The sequence below is a fragment of the Streptomyces sp. NPDC046900 genome (genome assembly GCF_040644975.1).
GTDB lineage: Bacteria > Actinomycetota > Actinomycetes > Streptomycetales > Streptomycetaceae > Streptomyces.
On the sequence record NZ_JBEYXD010000018.1, the window covers coordinates 38,583 to 59,091 of the forward strand.

Here is a 20,509-nt window from a genome sequence, read left to right on the forward strand (position 1 = left end):
AGGGGCAGACCCGTTTACCCCCCGTGGCGGGTCTGCCTCTGTCATGTTGGTCTCGTTGAAGTCCCCCACCTGTCTTCGCGCGCCCCAGGACGACTGCGCATGAGAGACTCGGCGGTCAACTCGCCGCGCCAGAAGGGTCGCCTGCCGTGCCGGACGCCGCACCGCCGCCGGTCCACCTCGACAAGGTGATGCAAGGACTGGCCGGGAACCCCGCGCTGCCGCCCGAACTCGTCCGCCGCTTCTTCGCCTACCGCAAGGGCCTTGGCGCCGTCGCCAAGCGCCCGGACCTGACCGACGACATGATCGCCGACATCGTCGCCGACGACGACTACTGGCTCGTGCACTCGCTCGCCCTCAACCACAGCCTCCCGCATGTCTTCCGGATGACGCTCGCCCGGCATCCGGATCCGTCGATACGCGCGGCCGTAGCGGTCGGCGCGGAGGACGCACCGCGCGAGTTGTTCGAGCGGCTGCTGAGCGACGCCGACCCACAGGTGCGCGAATACCTGGCGGAAAACGATCACGTGCCGACAGATCTGCGCGCCCGACTGGCGGCCGACCCGAACCCGAAGATCCGGGCGACGCTTGCCCAATGGTGGACGCAGGCCCCGGAGCCGGTGCGTCGGCTCCTGCTGACGGATCCCGAGGACTCGGTGCGCGCAGGAGCCTGCGCGACCTACTACCGACGGCTTCCCCACCCCGGCCCGCCTGCCGACCTGCTCCCGGCACTGCTGGCAGACCCGGTCACGCGTGCCGGGGCGGTGCGCCACTGCACACTGGATGCCGACACGGCCCGTCGGCTGGCCGACGACCCGGACGAAAAGGTACGCAAGGAACTCGCTGAGCACCCCGACCTCCCACCGCCGCTGCGCGACATGCTTGCCGAGGATCCCAGCCCGTCGGTCACGCTCCGCATCTTCGCCCGTCGGGACACCCCCGAGCCGACCCGCTCCGCGATCCACGCACAGATCCTGTCCGACGTGCCCCCGGTGGACTGGCTCACCGACCTCCAACGCCTGGACGACGACGCGCTTGAACGGCAGCTCAGGGGCGAGATGGCGCGTCTGAAGCTCCGAACACTGCGTCTGCCGTGGGTGACCGCCGACCCCTTGCCGTACGTGGACTCGCCCTACGCGTGCTTCCGCGCCTCCGCCGCGATGTCCGACTGCCTCCCTGCGCCGGTCGTGGCCCGGCTGCTGGACGACGAGGAGAGCCGCGTCCGCACGACGATGGCTCTGCACGCCCGTGACCGGATAGACCCCGCCACCGCCGAACGCATCGATCGCAGCTACCGCGCGGAGAAAAAGACCAGGTGGCGTCCGGCCGATGACTTCCCCCTCCCCGCGGACGTCCTTCGGCGTCTGGCCACCGATCCCGACCCGAGGATGCGGCAACTGGCTCCGCGCGACCTCGACCTGCCGGTGGATCTCGTCCGTCGCTTGGCCGCCGATCCCGATCACACGGTGCGCTGCGCGATCGCAACCCATCCGCGGCTTCCCACCCGAGACCTGACGCAGTTGTTGGCCGACTCATCGGAATCAGTCGCGACCGTCGCAGCCGGCAATCCCAACCTGCCGACCCAACACATGCACCAACTCCTCGCCCTGGCAGGCCTGTGACGCCAGCGTGCGCGCTGCGAGTGGACGCAGCCACGTTCATTACCGGCACCCCGGGAAGGGCCCCGGCGAAGGGCGTTGCCAGGCAAGGGGTCATACCCACTCCCTTCGCCCCCTCCCCCAGCGCAGCCGGCGCCTCTACGATCCGGCGCATGATCAAGCTGACCTGGGCCCTCGTGGCCGACCGCATGGACGAGTGGACCGGTGAAGACATCACGGAGGGCGCGGCCGTGCTCGAGGCGAAGGTGGGTGCAGTCGTCGCCGCAAGCGGGATGCAGGAGCAAGCCATACGGCACTGGCGTACGGATTTCCTCTCGCCCGTCGTCGAGTCACTGCGTACGGAGGGAGCGGCCGCACTCGCGCGGGGCGAGTCCTGGAGCAAGGCGGCCGGGCCCTTCCTGGCGTGCGCGTCGCCCGTCGCCTGACCTGGGCCCATCCGACCGAACTCGACCCAGGGTCTGTGCCCCTGCGGCCTTGTGCTGCCCTGCAAGGGGACGGTCAGGGGGCGGACGGCTCCGCCGGCAGCACAACCCGATCTCTCTCGACGTCAAACCCCCGTACGGGACGACTGCCGTCGCCGCCCCAGGCATCCATCAGCACCGCACTGCGGCGGTCCCGACGGAGCGCGCCCACGCCCTGAGCGACGTCGAGACGAGGGTTCAAGAACTGCTCCTCAGCTGTCGAAGTCGACGGTCAGGGTGTCGGAGACAGGGAAGGTCTGGCAGGTCAGCACATACCCGGCGTCGACCTCGGCGGGTTCCAGTGCGTAGTTGCGCCGCATGTCCGCCTCGCCCTCGGTGACCCGAGCACGGCAGGTGCCGCAGACGCCACCCTTGCAGGCGAAGGGCAGGTCGGGGCGTACGCGGGAGGCAGAGTCGAGAAGGGAGGTCTCGCGGGAGAGTGCGGAGGTGGTGGAGCGGCCGTCCAGGACGACGGTGACCTGGCTGACCGGTCCGTCGGCCCGGGGCTCCTCGTGGCGTACGGTGACGGGCTCCTCGCCCGCGAAGAAGAGTTCCTGGTGGACCCGGTCACCGGGCACTCCCAGCTCGGCGAGCACCTTCTGGGCGTCCAGGACCATGCCGTGGGGGCCGCACAGCCACCAGTGGTCGGCTTCGGAGACGTCGACCAGTCCGTCGATGAGCGCGGCCAGCCGATCGGCGTCGAGACGGCCACTCAGCAGTTCGGCCTCGCGCGGTTCGCGGGACAGGACGTGCGCGAGCTGGAACCGGGCGGGGTAGAGATCCTTCAGGTCGGCCAGTTCGTCGGCGAACATCACCGAGTCGGTACGCCGGTTGCCGTAGAAGAGGGTGACGCGGGACCGGTCGTCCGCGGCAAGGACGGACTCGGCGATGGAGAGCATCGGTGTGACGCCCGAGCCGGCCGCGATGAGCACATGGTGTCCGGGCGTGGACAGATCAGGGGTGAAGGCGCCGGTCGGGGCCATCACCTCGATGGTGTCGCCCGGCCTCACCTCGTTCACCAGCCAGGACGAGAACAGTCCACCGGGCACCACCCGCACTCCGATGCGGGGCCGGGCGCCCGCCGGGGAGCAGATGGAGTACGAGCGCCGCTCGTCCCGCCCGTCGACTTCGCGCCGCAGCGTGAGCGACTGGCCGGGTGCGAAGGCGAACTCCTCGGCCAGCTCAGCGGGGATGTCGAGACTCACCGCGGCGGCGTCGTCGCACAGCCGCTGCACTGCCGCCACTTTCACGGCGTGGAAGGCCGGGCGGCGGCGCGCCCGCCGCATCGGGGAGGGGGCGGCGTTCGGAGCCAACAGGTCCTCCATCAGATCTCCTTGACGTACTCGAACGGTTCCTGGCAGGCGAGGCAGCGCCACAGCGCCTTGCAGGAGGTGGCGCCGAAGCGGGAGGTCTCCTGCGTGTCGGTGGCGCCGCAACGCGGGCAGGGCACCGCCCGGCGGGTGCCGGACAGGCTCAGCGGCACGGGACCCGGCGACGGGCGAGGTGCGGGGCCGGGGGGCGCGATGCCGTGTTCGGCGAGCTTGCGGCGCCCCTCCGCGGTGATCCAGTCGGTGGTCCACGGGGGGTCGAGGACCGTGCGGACCTCCACACGCTCATAGCCGGCGTCCTTCAGCCGCGCCGCCACGCCGGCCCGCATCTCTGCCATGGCCGGGCAGCCGGAATAGGTCGGCGTGAGTGCGGCGACGACCGTGCCGTCGTCAGCCACCGTCACGTCCCGCAGCACGCCGAGGTCGGCGAGGGTGAGCATGGGCAGTTCGGGGTCGGGCACCTGTTCGGCGATGCGCCGGGCGTCCGTGAGCACGGTCACCATGTCGCCTCCGGGTGGGCGCGGGCCACGCTCTGCAGCTCGGTCAGCAGCGGGGCAAGGTGTTCGGTGTGATCGCCTGCGCGGCCGGAGCCGGCCGTCTGCGGCGCTACATCCGGCAGGGGCAGCCCTGCTGCTTCCGTGACCTGCCGCAGCACGGCGAGGACCTCGGTCCGCGCGTCGTGGGCCTCGAACAACTCCCCCAGGTGAGCGGCCACGGCGTCGAGGCCGGCACGCATCCTGCGATGGGACTCCGCGGTGCCGTCACCGAGCCGGACGACCCACTCCGCCGCGTACTGCCGGTGGTAGGTCAGTTCCTTCACGCCCTTGGCCGCGATGGCGGCGAGTACCGGGTCGGCCGAGGCGGCGAGCCGCTCGAAGTGGGCCAGGCGCCAGCTGGCGAGCACCAGCAGCCGGGCGATGCTGAACGCGAAGTCGCCGTTGGGCAGTTCTGCCAGGCGCACGTTGTGGAAGTCGTCCGCGTCACGGAAGTAGGCGTAGGCGTCCTCGCCGCGTCCCGTGCCGTCGACCTGACCGCAGCGGGCGTAGAGGAGTCGGGCCTGGCCGAGCAGGTCGAGCCCGATGTTCGCCAGTGCCACCTCCTCCTCCAGCTCGGGTGCGCGGGTGGTCCACTCGGCGAGGCGCTGGGCACTGACCAGGGCGTCGTCGGCCAACGCCAGGCAAACCTCCGTCAGTTCGGCCCGGTCGACCCCGTCCGGCACATCGGAGCTCACGCCGTGCAGCGGATCCTCGAAGCCGGTGCCGTAGGCCCAGCGGGCGTCGTCCTCGTGTCCCTCGGCGAGGGCCATGTAGACGTGGTCGTCACTCATGCCCTGCTCCTAGATGTGGGGGACGTCGTCGGGGATGTCGTAGAAGGTCGGGTGCCGATAGACCTTGTCGGCGCTGGGCGCGAAGAACGGATCCTTCTCGTCGCGCGTGGAGGCCGCGATGTGCTCGCTGCGCACCACCCAGATGCTGACGCCCTCGTTGCGGCGCGTGTACAGGTCGCGCGCGTGCGTGAGCGCCATCGCATCGTCGGCCGCGTGCAGCGAGCCGACATGGACATGGTTGAGTCCGCGCTTGCCGCGTACGAACACCTCGTACAAAGGCCAACCCTGCTTGTCGGAGGTCATGCCGTGGCTCCCTTCCTGGCGCCGGCTGCCTGCTTGGCCGCGTGTACGGTCGCCGCTTCGCGCACCCAGGCGCCTTCTTCGTGAGCGATCCGCCGCCGCTCCACCCGCTCGGCGTTGCACGGTCCGTCGCCCGTGATGACGCGCTTCAACTCGTCCCAGTCCGGGGTGCCGAAGTCGTGATGGCCACGCTCCTCGTTCCAGCGCAGCTCAGGGTCGGGCAGAGTCACGCCGAGCTTCTCGGCCTGCGGGACGGTCATGTCGACGAACCGCTGGCGCAGCTCGTCGTTGCTGTGCCGCTTGATCTTCCAGGCCATCGACTGCGCGGAGTTCGGAGAGTTCTCGTCCGGCGGGCCGAACATCATCAGCGACGGCCACCACCAGCGGTTGACCGCGTCCTGCACCATCTCCCGCTGGGCCTCGGTGCCGCGCATCATCGTCATCAGCAGCTCGTAGCCCTGCCGCTGGTGGAACGACTCCTCCTTGCAGATCCGCACCATCGCCCGCGCGTACGGCCCGTACGAGGAGCGGCACAGCGGCACCTGGTTGCAGATCGCCGCCCCGTCCACGAACCAGCCGATCACCCCGACGTCGGCAAAGCTCAGCGTCGGGTAGTTGAAGATCGACGAGTACTTCTGGCGCCCCTCGATCAGTCGCTCGGTGAGGTCCGCACGGTCGGCGCCGAGCGTCTCGGCCGCCGAGTACAGGTACAGGCCGTGCCCGGCCTCGTCCTGCACCTTGGCGAACAGGATCGCCTTGCGTCGCAGTGACGGCGCGCGCGTGATCCACTCGCCCTCCGGCTGCATGCCGATGATTTCCGAGTGCGCGTGCTGCGCCACCTGCCGGATCAGCGTCTTCCGGTAGCCGTCGGGCATCCAGTCACGCGGCTCGATCCGCTGATCCCGCGCGATGGTCGACTCGAAGTGCTCCTGCAGTGCGGGGGGAGCTTCAGGTGCGGCCGCCGAGCCGGCCTGCTGTGCAGTCATCCGTACCACCAATCCCAACCGACCGTTCGTTCGGTAAATGATATGACAAGGTTCCGGGGGTCCGGCAAGTGCCGGAGTGCGGTCAGTTCACTGCCATGCGTAGAACCCTTGTCCGCTCTTGCGGCCGAGTTCTCCCCGGGCAACCTTCTCGCGCAGCAGCCGCGGCGGGGCGAACCGTTCACCCAGCGTGGCGTGCAGGTGTTCCGCGATGGCCAGGCGCACGTCCAGGCCGACCAGGTCGGTCAGGCGGAGGGGACCCATCGGGTGCCGGTAGCCGAGTCGCATCGCGTCGTCGATGGCCTCGGGTTCCGCCACGCCCTCCTCGACCATGCGGATGGCCTCCAGTCCCAGGGCGACGCCGAGGCGGCTGCTGGCAAAGCCGGGCGAGTCCTTGACGACGACGTCCTTCTTGCCGAGGCAACGCGTCCACTGCAGGGCCGCCTCGACCGTGGCGTCGTCCGTGCCCGGCGCCACCACGATCTCGACCAGGTCCGAGGCGGGCACCGGGTTGAAGAAGTGCATGCCCAGGAAGCGGCTGGGCCGGCTGAGGACGGCGGCCAGCTCGGTGACGGACAGGGAGCTGGTGTTACTGGCGAGGACCGTATTCGTGCTCACCGCCTGCTCGGCGGCGGCGAGGACGCGGGCCTTGAGCGCGGAGTCCTCGGGGACGGCCTCCACGACCAGGTCGGCTTCGGCGGGCAGCGCGTCCACCGACTGCACGGTGGACACCCGGGCGAGAATCTCGTCCACGGGTTCGGTGAGCCGGTCGCGTTCCGCGGCCCGCTTCAGTCCCATGGCCACCCGGTCCAAAGCGGCCGCCGCGGCCTCGGCGCCGTTCTCGACCACGGTGACGGTCGACCCGGCGGTCGCGTAGGACTGGGCGATGCCGGCGCCCATGCGGCCGCCGCCGATCACTCCGACGACAGCCGGTGCGGCTGCGGTGGTGGTCATGCTCGGCTCCTCTTCTCCAGGAAGCGGGTCATACGGTCCTTCTTGTCCTCGCCCTCGAACAGCACGGCCTGTGCCAGGTCGTCGGCCACCGGGTGGGCGCCGGGCGAGTCCACGACGAGCTTGGTCAGGCGCAGGGCCGTGGCCGAGGACCGGGCCATGCGGTCGAGCAGCGCATGCGCCTCGTCCAGGAGCTTCTCCGCCGGTACGACGTCGATGACGAGTCCAGCCGCCAGGGCCGCCTGCGCGTCGAGGTTGCGTCCGGCGAGCAGTACCTGCTTGGCGACCGACTCGCCGACGAGCTCGGGCAGCCGCCAGCAGGCTCCCGCCGCGGCGAGGATGCCGAGCCCCGGCTCGGGGTTGCCGAACACGGCGTCCGGTCCGGCGATGCGCAGGTCGCAGGCGTAGGCCAGCTCGGCGCCGCCGCCCAGGGCCCACCCGTCGACCGCGGCGACGGTGGGCATGGGCAGCCGGCGCACCCGCTCGAACAGGCGGCTGTTGATGCCCTGCAGTGCCTCGTCCCGGCCGCGCCTCAGCAGTTCGGCGATGTCGGCGCCGCCCGCGAAGACCCGGCCGTGGCCGGTGAGCAGCAGCAGCTTCGGCCGACGCTCCAGCTCGTCGCACACGTCGTGCAGTTCGGCGATCATCCGCCCGCTGATGGCGTTGCGGGCCTCGGGCCGGTGCAGCGTGACGACGACCCGGTCGTCGCGCTCCTCGACCAGGACGGTCTCGTGGGTCATGGCGCTCACACCCGCTCCACCAGCATCGCGACGCCCTGTCCGACGCCGACGCACAGAGTCGCCAGGCCCCTGCGGGCGTCCTCCCGCTCCAGCCGCCCCAGCAGGGTCAGCAGGATGCGGGCGCCGGAGCAGCCCAGAGGATGGCCCAGGGCGATGGCCCCTCCGTCGGCGTTGACCTTGTCCTCGTCCAGCTTCAGGCGGCGCATCACGGCGAGGGCCTGGGCGGCGAACGCCTCGTTCAGCTCGACGGCGTCCAGGTCCGCGGTCTGCCAGCCCGCCTGGACAAGGGCCTTCTGGGTGGCGGGGACCGGTCCGAGGCCCATGATGTGGGGCTGGACACCGGCCGAGGCGGAGGTGACGATCCGGGCCCGCGGGGTGAGCCCGTACCGCTCCACGGCGGCGGCGCTCGCCACGACGAGGGCGGCCGCGCCGTCGGACAGCGGCGAGGAGGAACCGGCGGTGACGATGCCGTCCTCGCGGAAGATGGTGCGGAGCGTGCCGAGCTTCTCCAGCGTGGTCGAGGGACGGGGGCCCTCGTCCCGGGTGACCTCCCCGTCCTTCACAGGGACGGGGACGATCTCGCGGTCGAAGCGGCCCGCCTCCTGGGCGGCGACGGCACGCTGGTGGCTGCGCAGCGCGAAGGCGTCGGAGTCGGCGCGGGTGATGCCGTCGAGCACGGCGACCTCTTCGGCGGTCTCGCCCATCGACAGGGTGAGCTTCACCGTCTCGGGTCCGGCGCCGGCGGGCACGGCCCGGTCGGCGGCCTTGAAGCGGGGGTTGGTGAACCGCCAGCCCAGCGATGTGTCGTGCACCTCGCCCGGCTTGGCCCAGGGGGTTCCCGGCTTCTGCATCACCCACGGGGCGCGCGTCATGGACTCCGCGCCGCCGGCCACGACCAGGTCGGCCTCGCCGGCGCGGATCGCCTGGGCGGCCGAGGCGACGGCGGTCAAGCCCGAGGCGCACAGCCGGTTGACGGTGTAGCCGGGCACGGTGTGCGGCAGCCCGGCCAGCAGGACCGCCATGCGGGCCACGTCCCGGTTGTCCTCGCCGGCCTGGTTGGCCGCGCCGAGGATGACCTCGTCCACGGCCTCGGACGGGATGCCGGAGCGGCGCACGGCCTCACCGACCACGAGGGCGGCCAGGTCGTCGGGGCGTACGGAGGCCAGGGCGCCGCCGTAGCGGCCCTGCGGGGTGCGCGCTCCGTCGATCAGGTAGACCTCTTCGGGCATCAGGCGGACTCCTCGGCGGCGTGGACGGGGCGGCGGGACTGCAGGACGGCGAAACGGCCGGTGACGAAGGCCGCGTCGGACAGGGTGGCGCTGGCCGCGGGGTTGGCGGCGCTGCCGTGGAAGTCGCTGAAGGCGGAGGACTGGTTGACGAAGACCTGCCCGGTGAGGTTCTCGGAGAGGTGGACACCGGCGTCCAGGGCGGCTTCCTCGGCGGCGGCCAGCACCTCCTCGTCGGAGGAGTGGACGGCGGCGGTCAGCGCCCCGTGCGCGCGTACCGTCTCGCGGAGCAGCTCCAGGCTGTGCCGGGTGGAGTCGGTGCCGATCACGAAGGACACCGGCCCGAACCACTCCCGGGTGTAGACCTCCCGGTCGGCCTCCGCGTCCAGCCGCGCCACGAGCGGCGTCCGCACGTCGGCTTCCGCGTACTCCGGGTGTGCGACGGACGTCGACGCGCGCACCGTACGGCCGACGCCGGCGGCTTCCTTCAGCCGGGCCCGCACGCCGTCGTTGACGATCGCGCCCAGCGTGCCGGCGGCACGGGCGGGGTCGCCGAGCAGCTTGTCCAGGGCGGCGGCGAGGTCGGCGGCGAACTCGTCGGCCGTCCGCGGGCCCTGGTCGGTGGCGATTCCCTCGCGGGGGATCAGCAGGTTCTGCGGGGTGGTGCACATCTGCCCGCTGTACAGCGAGAGCGAGAAGGCGAGGTTGCCGAGCAGACCGCGGTAGTCGTCGGTCGAGTCCAGCACGACGGTGTTGAGGCCGGCCTTCTCGGTGTAGACGGCGGCCTGGCGTGCGTTGGTCTCCAGCCAGTCGCCGAACTCGGTGGAACCGGTGAAGTCGACGATCCGCACATCCGGGTCCAGGGCGAGCGTGGCGGCGTCCCGGCCACCGGGCGCCTCGGTGACCAGCAGGACGAGGTCGGGGCTGAAGCCCGCCTCGGCCAGCACCTCACGGGCGATGCGGACGGTGATCGCCAGCGGCAGCACGGCACCCGGGTGCGGCTTGACCACGACCGGGTTGCCGGTGACAAGCGAGGCGAACAGGCCCGGATAGCCGTTCCAGGTCGGGAAGGTGTTGCAGGCGACGAGCAGGGAGACACCGCGGCCGACGGGGCTGAACTTCTTGTCCAGCACCAGGGCGCCGCCCTTGCGCTGCGGCTTGCTCCAGCGGGCGGCGGCCGGGTGCTTCTTCTGCGCCGCCCACGCGTAGGCGACGGCCTCCAGCCCGCGGTCCTGGGCGTGCGGGCCACCCGCCTGGAAGGCCATGACGAAGGCCTGGCCCGTGGTGTGCTGCACGGCGTGGGCGATCTCGAAGCTCGCCGCGTTCAGCCGGGCGAGGATCTCCGCGGCGACCCCGGCGCGGGTGTCCGGGCCCGCCCCGCGCCAGGCTGCCGTGGCGTCCTTGGCGGCGGCCACGGCCGCGGCCGGCGAGAGACGGGGGTAGCTGATGCCCAGCGGGAAGCCGTAAGGGGAGTGCTCCTCGGGCGCCACGCGCCCCTCGCCCGGATGCCCGGGCAGGTCGAAGGGCCTGCCGATCTGCTCCCGGAAGACCGCCTCACCGAGCTTGGCAGCATCCTCGCCGTACACCGACTTGCTGGGCGACTCCGGATAGGGCGTCCAGTGCTCCCGGCTCTCCGTCGCCGCCACCGCCTGCTCCAGCAGGGTGCGATGGCGTGCGAAGAAGTCGGGCACCTCGGTGACTGCGTGCTGCATGTGACTCATCCCCTTGACAGGCACTGGCATGGCTTGAATTACTTGGCCCCGCCGCACGCTAACCGAATGTTCGGTCGGGACACAAGGTGGTGTATACCGTGACAAGAGCAACGTCCGCGACCTCAGGGCCGGCAGCGCGCATGTTCGCCGCCGACCGGGCCTCCGCGCTTCTCGGTATCGAGCTGTTGGAGCAGGGCGAAGGGACTGCCGTCCTCCGCATGACCGTGACCTCTTCGATGGTCAACGGTCACGGGATCGCTCACGGCGGATATCTGTTCCTCTTCGCCGACACCGCCTTCGCCTGTGCCTGCAACAGCCACGGCCCGGTCACGGTCGCCGCCGGAGCGGATGTCACGTTCGTGGCACCCGCCCGCGAGGGGGACGTGCTGACCGCCACCGCACGGGAGATCACCCGTTTCGGTCGCAGCGGCATCTACGACGTGAGCGTCGTACGAGGCGAGACGGTGATCGCGGAGTTCCGCGGCCGCAGCCGCAGCATCCGGAACACCGAGGACTAGGAAGCCCGCAATGATCAACGAACCGACCATACCTGCGACTGTCCGGGCCCGCCGCGGTGAGCCCCTTCCGGCGCACCTGCTGGACGACGCCGAGCGGATGCCGCGCGAGGAGGTGGAGGCGCTCCAGCTGCGCCGCCTGCGTCGGACACTGCGGCATGCGTACGAGAACGTCGAGCTGTATCGCAAGAAGTTCGACCAGGCCGGCGTCACGCCCGAGGACTGCCGGACGCTGAAGGATCTGGGCCGGTTCCCCTTCACGACCAAGGCCGACCTGCGGGACACGTACCCCTTCGGCATGTTCGCGGTCCCCATGTCCGAGGTGCGGCGCGTCCACGCCTCCAGCGGCACGACCGGTCGCCCCACGGTGGTCGGTTACACCGAGAAGGACCTTTCGACCTGGGCGGACGTGGTCGCCCGCTCGATTCGCGCCGCCGGCGGCCGTCCCGGGCACAAGGTCCACATCTCCTACGGGTACGGCCTGTTCACCGGCGGCCTCGGCGCCCACTACGGCGCCGAACGCGCCGGATGCACCGTGATCCCCGCCTCCGGTGGCATGACGGCCCGCCAGGTGCAGATCATCCAGGACTTCAAGCCCGAGATCATCATGGTCACGCCCTCCTACATGCTGACCCTCCTCGACGAGTTCGAGCGCCAGGGCGTGGACCCGCGCACCACCTCCCTGAAGGTGGGCGTCTTCGGCGCCGAGCCGTGGACGGAGGAGATGCGCCGCGAGATCGAGGAGCGCCTGGACATCCACGCCGTCGACATCTACGGCCTCTCCGAGTTGATGGGCCCCGGTGTGGCTCAGGAGTGCGTCGAGACCAAGGACGGCCTGCATGTGTGGGAGGACCACTTCCTCCCCGAGATCGTCGACCCGATCACGGACGACGTCCTCGCCGACGGCGAGAGCGGTGAACTCGTCTTCACGTCGCTCACCAAGGAGGCGCTCCCGGTCATCCGCTACCGCACCCGGGACCTGACCCGGCTGCTGCCCGGCACCGCCCGTCCCGGCTTCCGTCGTATCGAGAAGATCACGGGCCGCTGCGACGACATGATCATCCTGCGCGGGGTCAACGTCTTCCCGACCCAGATCGAAGAAGTGGTTCTGCGCACACCAGGCGTCGCCCCGCACTTCCAGCTCCAGCTGAGCACACGGGGACGGATGGACCACATGACCGTCCGTGTGGAGGCCGGGCCCGGCGCGGGACCGGAGCAGCGCGAGACGGCTGCCCGCGCGATCGCCAAGGGCGTGAAGGACGGCGTCGGCGTGACGGTGGACGTGGTGATCGTGGAGCCGGAGACCCTGGAGCGCTCCCTCGGCAAGCTCCGGCGGATCAAGGACGAGCGTGGGGCGTGATCAGTCTCCCTGCGACAATGACCGGGTGAGCAACACCCCCATCGCACGGCGCGCGGAGCGGCCCGCCTATGACCGTGCCTCCCTCCTGGAGGTCGCGGTCGCGGTCTTCAACGAGCGCGGCTACGACGGCACCAGCATGGAGGACCTGGCCCGGCGGCTCGGACTGAGCAAGTCCAGCATCTACCACCACGTCGCCGGCAAGGAGGAGCTGCTGTCCCTCGCCGCCACCCGTGCTCTGGACGCGTTGTTCGCCGTACTGGACCAAAGCCCGGCACCGGACGCTTCGGCAACCGACCGGTTGCGGCACGTGGTGCGGCGCAGCGTCGAGGTACTCGCGGCCGAGCTGCCGTACGTCACCCTGCTGCTGCGGATCCATGGCAACAGCGACACCGAGCAGCGGGCCCTCGAGCGGCGGCGCGAGTTCGACCACCGGGTCGCCGACCTGGTCATACGCGCCGCAGCCGAGGGAGGTGTACGCGACGACATCGATCCCCACCTGGCAAGTCGCCTGCTGTTCGGCACCGTGAATTCCCTCATCGAGTGGTACAGACCCGACGGGGACCTCCCGGTCACGACTCTGGCCGACTCCCTCACGACCGTACTGTTCGACGGTCTGCGCCATGAGGGGGCCATCGGCGCCGGCCCAGGACGCCGCTTGGGACCGCTGCCGGACTGACGACTCAGCACCAACTCCGTGCCTCGCCTGCGATCCGCCGCTCACAGCGGCCAAGCGGTCAGCAGATCGCCGGGGCCGTAGGCGGCATCGAGTCCCGGACAGTCGACTCCGCTGCGCGAGACCGCCACGACTGGAACAGGTTCGCCGGTGAGGGCGGCCCGGTGTCGATGGAGAGCTGCCAGGTCATGCCGGTCGAAGGGCGACTGCTCCAGCCACTTGATGGAGCCGACGAAGAGCAGCTCCTTGGCAATGGGGGCGCGGTCCGCCCCGACGATGTCGATCTCGACGTCGTTGGTGCGGGTCCAGTAGCCGCCAACTGCGGGCGCCGCGGGGAGCCGGTCGTCGGGCAGTTTCCGGGCGAGCGCCTCGCGGACGAGCGGCTCGATCGCCCGGCCTCGCCAGCTGGTCCACTTCTCCCGGATCCGCGCCAAGGTCAGATCGCCCCGCCCCCGTTCGATCTCCTCCATGGACGGGCCGAGCAGGTGCAGCCAAAAACGCAGGTAGGGATCTGTCACCCGGTAGCGGCGATCCTTCGACGTACGCAGCGATACGGGCAGCTCCGCAGCGACGATCCGCTTGTCCGTAAGCAGCTCCAGCGCTCGCTGCAGCGGCGTGGCCCCGATCCCGCCGGCCGCACGGGCGATATTGGTGAAGGTCCGCTCGCCACTGCCGATGGCCGCCAGCACCGTACGCGCCTGAGCCTGCGGGGGGAATTCGGCAGCCAACGACCGCTCGGCCGACACCAGCAGAGCCGAGACCGGGTCATTCAGGGCCTCGCCGAGGAAGTTCCACAGCCCCGCGCCGTGCGGCCACTCCGCGCAGATCAGCGGCAGCCCGCCGGTGACAAGCGCGGCATCGAAGGCTTCCGCCGGTTCCAGCCCGAGCATCCTCCCCACCTCGGCGGGGTTCAGCGGCCCGAGCACCATCTCCCGGCCGCGCTGGTGGAACGGTCGCCCGTAGCTGTTCAGAGCTTCCATCATCGACAGATCGGAGCCGATGAGGACCAGCAGTACTGGCTTGGTCTCCAGCACCCGGTCCCAGGCCCGCTGCAGCATCCCCTCAAAGGCGCCATCGGCATCCATCAGGTACGGCACCTCGTCGATGACCAGCACACTCGCCCGGTCGCCGGGCAGCGCCGCGGCCAGCACATCGAACGCGGCATCCCAACTCTCCGGCCGCGCGGCGGCCACCAGCCGCGCCAGCGGAAGCGTCGATGCCTGGGCGTCCCGGGCCAGCCGTGCCAGATCGTCCCCAGGGGACGCACCAGTCGCCGTGTAGAACAAGAACGGGGCTCCGGAGCGCTCCGCAAACCGCTCGACCAGTCGCGACTTGCCCACCCGGCGCCGCCCGCGCAGCATCACGCACCGACCGGGCCGCTCCCCGCCGACCCCTGCCGCCACCTTCTGCAGCTCTCGCCCCAACGTCGCCAGCTCCTGCCGACGACCTACAAAATCCACCAACGTCCGCCGACCTCCACCGCGAGACTAACGCCTATGTTAGTAACGCGAATGTTAGCAACATACTCGCTTAGCGTCTCACTGGTTGTCGCTCACAGTCACGACTCTGCCGCATCCCGGCGCAGTAAGGACGACCAGGGGTGATGACAGGTGACGACGGGTCAGGCATCCCAGCACCAATCCCGGCACGGAAAAGGACCAGGGGCCCGCCCCGAAGGAACGGACCCCTTCTGAACTGCGAATTCGCCAGTATCAGCGATCGCGCGCCAGGTCACCTGCTAGACGTTGAACCGGAACTCCACCACGTCGCCGTCCTGCATCACGTAGTCCTTGCCCTCCATGCGGGCCTTGCCCGCGGCGCGGGCGTCGGCGACCGAGCCGGTGGCGACCAGCTCCTCGAAGGAGATGACCTCCGCCTTGATGAAGCCCTTCTGGAAGTCGGTGTGGATGACACCGGCGGCCTCGGGGGCGGTGGCGCCCTTCTTGATGGTCCACGCGCGGGACTCCTTCGGGCCCGCCGTGAGGTAGGTCTGCAGGCCCAGGGTGTCGAAACCGACGCGGGCAAGGGTCGCGAGGCCCGGCTCGTGCTGGCCGACCGACTCGAGGAGCTCGAGGGCCTCGTCCTCGTCGAGCTCGGCGAGGTCCGCCTCCAGCTTGGCGTTGAGGAAGATCGCCTCGGCGGGGGCGACCAGGGCGCGCTGGTCGTCCTTGAAGGTGTCGTCCATCAGCTCGTCCTCGTCGACGTTGAAGACGTAGAGGAACGGCTTGGTGGTGAGCAGATGCAGGTCGTGGAGCAGTTCGGCGCGCTCGCTGCCCTGGACGATCCCGTGCGCGAAGAGTGTGTCGCCCCTCTCCAGGATCTCCTTCGCCTCCTCGACGGCCGTGACCTTCGGGGCGACGTCCTTCTTGATCCGGGACTCCTTCTGGAGCCTCGGGAGGACTTTCTCGATCGTCTGGAGGTCCGCGAGGATCAGCTCGGTGTTGATCGTCTCGATGTCGTCCTTCGGCGAGACCTTGCCGTCCACATGCACGACGTTCTCGTCCTTGAAGGCGCGGATGACCTGGCAGATCGCGTCCGATTCGCGGATGTTCGCGAGGAACTTGTTACCCAGGCCCTCGCCCTCGCTGGCGCCGCGCACGATGCCCGCGATGTCGACGAAGTCCACGGTGGCCGGGAGGACCCGCTCCGACTTGAAGATCCCGGCCAGCTTGGCGAGCCGCGCGTCGGGGACGCCGACGACACCGACGTTCGGCTCGATCGTGGCGAACGGGTAGTTGGCCGCGAGCACGTCGTTCTTGGTCAGGGCGTTGAACAGGGTCGACTTGCCGACGTTGGGCAGACCGACGATTCCGATCGTGAGCGACACGTTGCGACTTCCCGTACGTGAGGTGGAGGACTGGACTGGGGCTGTCCGGGCCCGGGTCCGTAGGAGCGTGTGCGGGCCGATCCACCAGTCTACGGTGTGCCCGACCTCGGACCGGCGACGTATCGAACGCTTGGCCAAGGTCTCGCCAACGGCGTGTCTGTGGGGTCATTTCACACATAAACCGACCTAAGTTGGTCCAGTGGAGCAACACAGGACGCGACCTGCGCAACACGGACCGCGACGCGGCGCCCCCCTGCCCCCTCAGGGTCGGAGGGGTGCGGCCACGCCCGTACGTCCCGAGACGACGGCCCGGCCCACCCGGCCCGGCACCCCCGGCCGGCCCGAGACACGCGGTGCCACCGCCGGGGCACGGCCGGCGAACCAAGGCAACGGCGGCCCCCAGCGCCGCCCCGCGGCGGAGCGACGGAGTGCCGCAGCGCTGGTCCAGAGAGGCAGGCGGCTGCCCGCCCCCCGGCTCACGGGCCTGGGCGGTGGGCTGTTCTGCGGTGCCGTGATGCTCGCTGCCGGATTTCTCGACCAGCTGCTGTTCGACTCGTCCCTGACGGTCTACGGCGCGCTGTTCCTGCCCGTGTGCCTGCTGACCGCGCTGTGGGTGCGGCCCGGTGACCTGGTGGTCGCGCCCGTCGCGGTGCCGATCGCTTTCGCCGCCGGCCTGCTGACCATGACCGACGGCGGTGAGGGGCTCGGCGGGCGTCTGGTCGGGCTGGTCACCGCGCTGGCGACCCAGGCGGGCTGGTTGTACGGCGGCACACTCATCGCAGGCGTCATCGCGACCGTACGCAGGGTGCGGGTGATTCGACGCCGGACGGCACAGCGCCGCCGCACCACCACCTGAGCTCTTCGGCCGTCCTTACGCCTCGGCGGCCCTCATCGCCGCGCCCACGATCCCGGCGTTGTTCTGCAGCTGGGCCGGGACGATCTCGGCTCTGACGTCCTGGATCAGGGGCAGGAACTTCTCAGACTTGCGGCTCACGCCCCCGCCGACGATGAACAGCTCCGGGGAGAACAGCATCTCCACATGGGCGAGGTACTTCTGCACCCGGCGGGCCCAGTGCTCCCACGTCAGGCCGTTGTCCTCCTTGGCCTTGGTGGACGCGCGCTTCTCCGCGTCGTGGCCGCCGAGCTCCAGGTGGCCCAGCTCCGTGTTCGGGACGAGAGTGCCGTCGACGAACAGGGCGCTGCCGATGCCCGTGCCGAACGTCAGCATGATGACCGTGCCCCGGCGGTCACGGCCGGCGCCGAACTGCATCTCGGCGACGCCCGCCGCGTCCGCGTCGTTCAGCAGGGTGACCGGGAGCCCGTCCAGCCGCCCGCTGAGCAGGGCGCGCGCGTCCGTGCCGATCCAGCCCTTGTCGACGTTGGCCGCCGTAAGGATCGTGGAACCGTCGCTGACGACGCCGGGGAACGTTATGCCGACGGGGCCGCTCCAGCCGAAGTGGCCGACGACCTCCTTCACGCCGTCGGCCACGAGGTCGGGCGTCGCGGGATGGGGAGTGAGCACCTTGAAGCGCTCCTCCGTCAGATCGCCCCGCTCCAGGTCCACGGGTGCGCCCTTGATACCGGATCCGCCGATGTCCACGCCGAAGATCTTCATGGTCACCACGGTACGGCGTCGGACCGGCAGCCCTCTTGCCGAAGCCGTGACGGAGGCGGACCCGTCAGCTCTCCGAAGTACGCTCCGCGAGCAGCGTCGCCGCCTCCTCGCGCAGGTCGCGGCGCAGTTCCTTGGGCAGCGAGAAGGTGATGGACTCCTCGGCGGCCTTGACGATCTCGACGTCCTCGAAGCCGCGCCCCGCGAGCCACTCCAGGACCTGCTCGACCAGGACCTCCGGGACGGAGGCGCCCGAGGTCACGCCGACGGTCGTCACACCCTCCAGCCAGGCCTCGTCGATCTCGTCGGCGAAGTCCACGAGGTAGGCCTCGCGCGCGCCGGCGAGCTTGGCGACCTCCACCAGCCGCTTGGAGTTCGAGGAGTTCCGGGAGCCGACCACGATGACCAGGTCCGCCTCGGCGCCCATCTGCTTCACCGCGAGCTGGCGGTTCTGCGTCGCGTAGCAGATGTCGTCGCTGGGCGGGGAGATCAGCTGGGGGAACTTCTCCTTGAGGGCGTCGACGGTCTCCATCGTCTCGTCGACCGAGAGGGTCGTCTGGGAGAGCCACACGACCTTCGACGGGTCGCGGACCTCGACCTCGTCGACGTCCCCGGGGCCGTCGACGAGCTGGATGTGGTCGGGGGCCTCACCGGACGTGCCGATGACCTCCTCGTGGCCCTCGTGCCCGATCAGGAGGATGTCGAAGTCCTCATTGGCGAAGCGGACGGCTTCCTTGTGGACCTTGGTGACCAGCGGGCAGGTCGCGTCGATGGTGGCGAGCCGGCCCTGCTTGGCCTCTTCGTGGACCGTGGGCGCGACGCCGTGCGCGGAGAACATGACGATGTTCCCCGGCGGGACCTCCTCCGTCCGCTCGACGAAGATGGCGCCCTTCTTCTCCAGGGTCTGTACGACGTACTTGTTGTGGACGATCTCGTGGCGCACGTAGATCGGGGCCCCGTACTGCTCCAGGGCCTTCTCGACGGCGATGACGGCACGGTCGACACCCGCGCAGTAGCCCCTGGGGGCGGCGAGCAGAACACGGCGGCCAGGCGAAGCAGTCATGCGAACCATCGTAAGGCCGTGTCCCGGGTCGTAGATCGCCTCCCAGGGGGAGAGCAGGTGACGATCCGGAACAGTCGTGGGGCTCATCGGGGGCCGCGAGGCGCTTGGGACGCGCGGGGCGCGCAAGGGGGCAGGGGGCCGGTCGCGCGGAGCGGCGATGTCGGTCCCGGCCGTTACGCTCGGCGCATGGCTGTCAACACGTCCGCGGAGTCACCGATGCCCGTCGGTGAGGTGTCGCGGCTCATCGGCGGATGGATCGACCGGCTCGGGGCCGTGTGGGTCGAGGGGCAGATCACGCAGCTGTCGCGGCGCCCCGGCGCCGGCGTCGTCTTTCTGACGCTGCGCGATCCGTCGTACGACATCTCCGTCGGGGTCACCTGCTACCGCCAGGTGTTCGACGCCGTCGCCGACGTCGTGAGCGAGGGCGCCCGGGTCGTCGTCCATGCCAAGCCCGAGTGGTACGCCCCGCGCGGGCAGCTCTCCCTGCGCGCCGCCGAGATACGGCCCGTGGGCGTCGGCGAGCTGCTCGCGCGGCTCGAACAGCTGAAGAAGTCGCTCGCGGCCGAGGGGCTGTTCGCCGCCGACCGCAAGAAACCACTGCCCTTCCTGCCGCAGCTCGTCGGGCTCGTCTGCGGCCGGGCCTCGGCGGCCGAGCGCGACGTGCTGGAGAACGCGCGCCACCGCTGGCCCGCCGTCCGCTTCGAGGTGCGCAACGTCGCCGTGCAGGGCGTGCACGCGGTGCCTCAGGTCGTGCAGGCCGTGAAGGAACTGGACGCGCTGGACGACGTGGACGTGATCATCGTGGCGCGCGGCGGCGGCAGCGTGGAGGACCTGCTGCCGTTCTCCGACGAGCAGCTCGTACGGGCGGTGGCGGGATGCCGTACGCCCGTCGTCTCGGCCATCGGGCACGAACCGGACAATCCGCTGCTCGACTACGTCGCCGACCTGCGGGCCTCAACCCCGACCGACGCGGCCAAGAAGGTCGTGCCGGACGTCGGCGAGGAGTTGCAGCGTGTCCAGATGCTGCGGGACCGGGCCCGGCGGTGTGTGCTGTCGCTCGTCGAGCGCGAGGAGCGGGGGCTCGCGCACGCGCTGGCGCGGCCCTGTATCGAGGATCCGCACCGCATGGTCGACGAGCGGGCCGAGCAGATCACCTCGCTGGTCGACCGCAGCCGCCGTACGCTGCGCCATCTGCTCGACCGTGCCGAGTCGGAGCTCACCCACACGCACGCGCGGGTGGTGGCCCTCTCGCCGGCCGCGACGCTGCAGCGGGGGTATGCCGTGCTGCAGAAGGCCGACGGGCACGTGGTGCGGGGGCCGGAGGAGGTGACGCCGGGTGAGGCGTTGCGGGCGCGGGTCGCCGAGGGCGAGTTCACGGTACGGGCCGACAACCAGGGATCTTAGGGTGGGCGCATGACCAGCAAGACGGACGAGGCGCTCGGGTACGAGCAGGCGCGGGACGAGTTGATCGAGGTCGTACGGCGTCTGGAGGCCGGGGGCACGACCCTCGAGGAGTCCCTCGCGCTGTGGGAACGCGGTGAGCGGCTGGCCAAGGTGTGCCGGACGTGGCTGGAGGGGGCCCGCAAGCGGCTCGACGCCGCGCTCGCCGAGGAGCGGGAGGACGAGGAGGGCACGGGCGCCGCGGGTTCCGACTGATCCGGCGGCGGGCGTCGGCATCCGACGCGCTTGAGCCGTGGCGGACGCCGGTGGCGGGCCTCCGCACTCGACGCGCGTGAGCCGGAGGCGGGCCTCTGTGGCGGGCGCCGCCGGTGGGCTGTCGTCCGCGTGGTCTCGCACCCTTGAGACGGGGAAGCC

Annotated in this window: 21 protein-coding genes; 8 read left to right on the plus strand and 13 right to left on the minus strand. The window is 70.6% G+C overall.

Translation table 11 applies throughout. The features are described from left to right. The first annotated feature begins 146 nt into the window (after nucleotides 1-146). Nucleotides 147-1,619, plus strand: a complete 1,473-nt coding sequence (locus ABZ904_RS19900) for a hypothetical protein (RefSeq protein ID WP_360995901.1) — start codon at nucleotides 147-149, stop codon at nucleotides 1,617-1,619. A 149-nt stretch (nucleotides 1,620-1,768) separates the two neighbouring features. Next, complete coding sequence (locus ABZ904_RS19905) at nucleotides 1,769-2,041, plus strand: hypothetical protein (protein WP_359392109.1); 273 nt, start codon at nucleotides 1,769-1,771, stop codon at nucleotides 2,039-2,041. Nucleotides 2,042-2,289: 248 nt separating this feature from the next. On the opposite strand, the gene paaE is transcribed toward ABZ904_RS19905, so the two are convergent. The 9 genes from paaE to paaN form a co-directional block, all read right to left on the minus strand. After that, the gene (paaE, locus tag ABZ904_RS19910; protein WP_359392110.1) at nucleotides 2,290-3,402 is read right to left on the minus strand and encodes a 1,2-phenylacetyl-CoA epoxidase subunit PaaE; all 1,113 of its coding nucleotides are present in this window, start codon (nucleotides 3,400-3,402) and stop codon (nucleotides 2,290-2,292) included. Further along, nucleotides 3,402-3,908, minus strand: coding sequence for a 1,2-phenylacetyl-CoA epoxidase subunit PaaD (paaD, locus tag ABZ904_RS19915; protein WP_360995896.1), 507 nt, complete (start codon nucleotides 3,906-3,908; stop codon nucleotides 3,402-3,404). The genes paaE and paaD overlap by 1 nt, the downstream gene beginning before the upstream one ends. Further along, on the minus strand, nucleotides 3,902-4,732 hold the full coding sequence (paaC, locus tag ABZ904_RS19920) for a 1,2-phenylacetyl-CoA epoxidase subunit PaaC (protein WP_359392112.1): 831 nt from the start codon (nucleotides 4,730-4,732) through the stop codon (nucleotides 3,902-3,904). The genes paaD and paaC overlap by 7 nt, the downstream gene beginning before the upstream one ends. Nucleotides 4,733-4,741: 9 nt before the next feature. Then, entirely contained in the window at nucleotides 4,742-5,035 is a 294-nt protein-coding gene (gene paaB / locus ABZ904_RS19925) for a 1,2-phenylacetyl-CoA epoxidase subunit PaaB (RefSeq protein WP_100044009.1), read from the minus strand. After that, on the minus strand, nucleotides 5,032-6,018 hold the full coding sequence (gene paaA / locus ABZ904_RS19930) for a 1,2-phenylacetyl-CoA epoxidase subunit PaaA (protein ID WP_359392113.1): 987 nt from the start codon (nucleotides 6,016-6,018) through the stop codon (nucleotides 5,032-5,034). Before paaA ends, paaB begins: the two co-directional genes overlap by 4 nt. Nucleotides 6,019-6,105: 87 nt before the next feature. Further along, on the minus strand, nucleotides 6,106-6,969 hold the full coding sequence (locus tag ABZ904_RS19935) for a 3-hydroxyacyl-CoA dehydrogenase family protein (protein WP_360995891.1): 864 nt from the start codon (nucleotides 6,967-6,969) through the stop codon (nucleotides 6,106-6,108). Next, entirely contained in the window at nucleotides 6,966-7,706 is a 741-nt protein-coding gene (locus ABZ904_RS19940; protein ID WP_359392292.1) for an enoyl-CoA hydratase/isomerase family protein, read from the minus strand. Before ABZ904_RS19940 ends, ABZ904_RS19935 begins: the two co-directional genes overlap by 4 nt. Nucleotides 7,707-7,711: 5 nt before the next feature. After that, nucleotides 7,712-8,935: an acetyl-CoA C-acyltransferase gene (locus tag ABZ904_RS19945; RefSeq protein WP_360995888.1), complete on the minus strand. Its 1,224-nt coding sequence runs from the start codon at nucleotides 8,933-8,935 to the stop codon at nucleotides 7,712-7,714. Continuing rightward, nucleotides 8,935-10,644, minus strand: coding sequence for a phenylacetic acid degradation protein PaaN (paaN, locus tag ABZ904_RS19950; RefSeq protein ID WP_361824762.1), 1,710 nt, complete (start codon nucleotides 10,642-10,644; stop codon nucleotides 8,935-8,937). Before paaN ends, ABZ904_RS19945 begins: the two co-directional genes overlap by 1 nt. A gap of 98 nt (nucleotides 10,645-10,742) precedes the next feature. Between paaN and paaI the strand changes: the two genes are divergently transcribed. The 3 genes from paaI to ABZ904_RS19965 are packed head-to-tail and all read left to right on the plus strand — an operon-like array spanning nucleotide 10,743 to nucleotide 13,195. Beyond that, nucleotides 10,743-11,162, plus strand: coding sequence for a hydroxyphenylacetyl-CoA thioesterase PaaI (paaI, locus tag ABZ904_RS19955; RefSeq protein WP_359392117.1), 420 nt, complete (start codon nucleotides 10,743-10,745; stop codon nucleotides 11,160-11,162). 10 nt (nucleotides 11,163-11,172) lie between these two features. After that, entirely contained in the window at nucleotides 11,173-12,519 is a 1,347-nt protein-coding gene (gene paaK / locus ABZ904_RS19960; protein WP_359392118.1) for a phenylacetate--CoA ligase PaaK, read from the plus strand. Between the two features lie 25 nt (nucleotides 12,520-12,544). Continuing rightward, nucleotides 12,545-13,195, plus strand: coding sequence for a TetR/AcrR family transcriptional regulator (locus tag ABZ904_RS19965; protein ID WP_361824767.1), 651 nt, complete (start codon nucleotides 12,545-12,547; stop codon nucleotides 13,193-13,195). 41 nt (nucleotides 13,196-13,236) lie between these two features. Here the strand turns inward: ABZ904_RS19965 and ABZ904_RS19970 are convergent, their stop codons facing one another. Both ABZ904_RS19970 and ychF read right to left on the minus strand, forming a co-directional pair. Beyond that, a complete protein-coding gene (locus ABZ904_RS19970; protein ID WP_359392120.1) occupies nucleotides 13,237-14,655 on the minus strand; it encodes an ATP-binding protein in 1,419 nt (472 codons plus the stop codon). Nucleotides 14,656-14,930: 275 nt separating this feature from the next. Further along, the gene (gene ychF / locus ABZ904_RS19975; protein WP_360995879.1) at nucleotides 14,931-16,019 is read right to left on the minus strand and encodes a redox-regulated ATPase YchF; all 1,089 of its coding nucleotides are present in this window, start codon (nucleotides 16,017-16,019) and stop codon (nucleotides 14,931-14,933) included. Nucleotides 16,020-16,218: 199 nt separating this feature from the next. On the opposite strand from ychF, the gene ABZ904_RS19980 reads away from it, so the two are divergent. Then, nucleotides 16,219-16,875, plus strand: coding sequence for a DUF6542 domain-containing protein (locus ABZ904_RS19980; RefSeq protein WP_361824770.1), 657 nt, complete (start codon nucleotides 16,219-16,221; stop codon nucleotides 16,873-16,875). A 15-nt stretch (nucleotides 16,876-16,890) separates the two neighbouring features. Here ABZ904_RS19980 and ppgK read toward each other — a convergent pair whose 3' ends face one another. Next, nucleotides 16,891-17,634, minus strand: a complete 744-nt coding sequence (gene ppgK, locus ABZ904_RS19985) for a polyphosphate--glucose phosphotransferase (RefSeq protein WP_359392123.1) — start codon at nucleotides 17,632-17,634, stop codon at nucleotides 16,891-16,893. 64 nt (nucleotides 17,635-17,698) lie between these two features. Then, nucleotides 17,699-18,703, minus strand: coding sequence for a 4-hydroxy-3-methylbut-2-enyl diphosphate reductase (locus ABZ904_RS19990; RefSeq protein ID WP_359392124.1), 1,005 nt, complete (start codon nucleotides 18,701-18,703; stop codon nucleotides 17,699-17,701). Between the two features lie 177 nt (nucleotides 18,704-18,880). Here ABZ904_RS19990 and xseA point away from each other — a divergent pair, with 177 nt between their 5' ends. Both xseA and ABZ904_RS20000 read left to right on the plus strand, forming a co-directional pair. After that, a complete protein-coding gene (gene xseA, locus ABZ904_RS19995; RefSeq protein WP_359392125.1) occupies nucleotides 18,881-20,098 on the plus strand; it encodes an exodeoxyribonuclease VII large subunit in 1,218 nt (405 codons plus the stop codon). Between the two features lie 9 nt (nucleotides 20,099-20,107). Further along, nucleotides 20,108-20,350: an exodeoxyribonuclease VII small subunit gene (locus tag ABZ904_RS20000; RefSeq protein WP_359392126.1), complete on the plus strand. Its 243-nt coding sequence runs from the start codon at nucleotides 20,108-20,110 to the stop codon at nucleotides 20,348-20,350. Nucleotides 20,351-20,509 lie beyond the last annotated feature (159 nt).

Excerpts from the sequence above, each read along its gene's own strand:
- ABZ904_RS19905 (WP_359392109.1), top strand. The coding sequence starts at position 1,769 with ATGATCAAGCTGACCTGGGCCCTCGTGGCCGACCGCATGGACGAGTGG.
- paaE (WP_359392110.1), bottom strand. The coding sequence starts at position 3,402 with ATGGAGGACCTGTTGGCTCCGAACGCCGCCCCCTCCCCGATGCGGCGG.
- paaD (WP_360995896.1), bottom strand. The coding sequence starts at position 3,908 with ATGGTGACCGTGCTCACGGACGCCCGGCGCATCGCCGAACAGGTGCCC.
- paaC (WP_359392112.1), bottom strand. The coding sequence starts at position 4,732 with ATGAGTGACGACCACGTCTACATGGCCCTCGCCGAGGGACACGAGGAC.
- paaB (WP_100044009.1), bottom strand. The coding sequence starts at position 5,035 with ATGACCTCCGACAAGCAGGGTTGGCCTTTGTACGAGGTGTTCGTACGC.
- paaA (WP_359392113.1), bottom strand. The coding sequence starts at position 6,018 with ATGACTGCACAGCAGGCCGGCTCGGCGGCCGCACCTGAAGCTCCCCCC.
- ABZ904_RS19935 (WP_360995891.1), bottom strand. The coding sequence starts at position 6,969 with ATGACCACCACCGCAGCCGCACCGGCTGTCGTCGGAGTGATCGGCGGC.
- ABZ904_RS19940 (WP_359392292.1), bottom strand. The coding sequence starts at position 7,706 with ATGACCCACGAGACCGTCCTGGTCGAGGAGCGCGACGACCGGGTCGTC.
- ABZ904_RS19945 (WP_360995888.1), bottom strand. The coding sequence starts at position 8,935 with ATGCCCGAAGAGGTCTACCTGATCGACGGAGCGCGCACCCCGCAGGGC.
- paaN (WP_361824762.1), bottom strand. The coding sequence starts at position 10,644 with ATGCAGCACGCAGTCACCGAGGTGCCCGACTTCTTCGCACGCCATCGC.
- paaK (WP_359392118.1), top strand. The coding sequence starts at position 11,173 with ATGATCAACGAACCGACCATACCTGCGACTGTCCGGGCCCGCCGCGGT.
- ppgK (WP_359392123.1), bottom strand. The coding sequence starts at position 17,634 with ATGAAGATCTTCGGCGTGGACATCGGCGGATCCGGTATCAAGGGCGCA.
- ABZ904_RS19990 (WP_359392124.1), bottom strand. The coding sequence starts at position 18,703 with ATGGTTCGCATGACTGCTTCGCCTGGCCGCCGTGTTCTGCTCGCCGCC.
- xseA (WP_359392125.1), top strand. The coding sequence starts at position 18,881 with ATGGCTGTCAACACGTCCGCGGAGTCACCGATGCCCGTCGGTGAGGTG.
- ABZ904_RS20000 (WP_359392126.1), top strand. The coding sequence starts at position 20,108 with ATGACCAGCAAGACGGACGAGGCGCTCGGGTACGAGCAGGCGCGGGAC.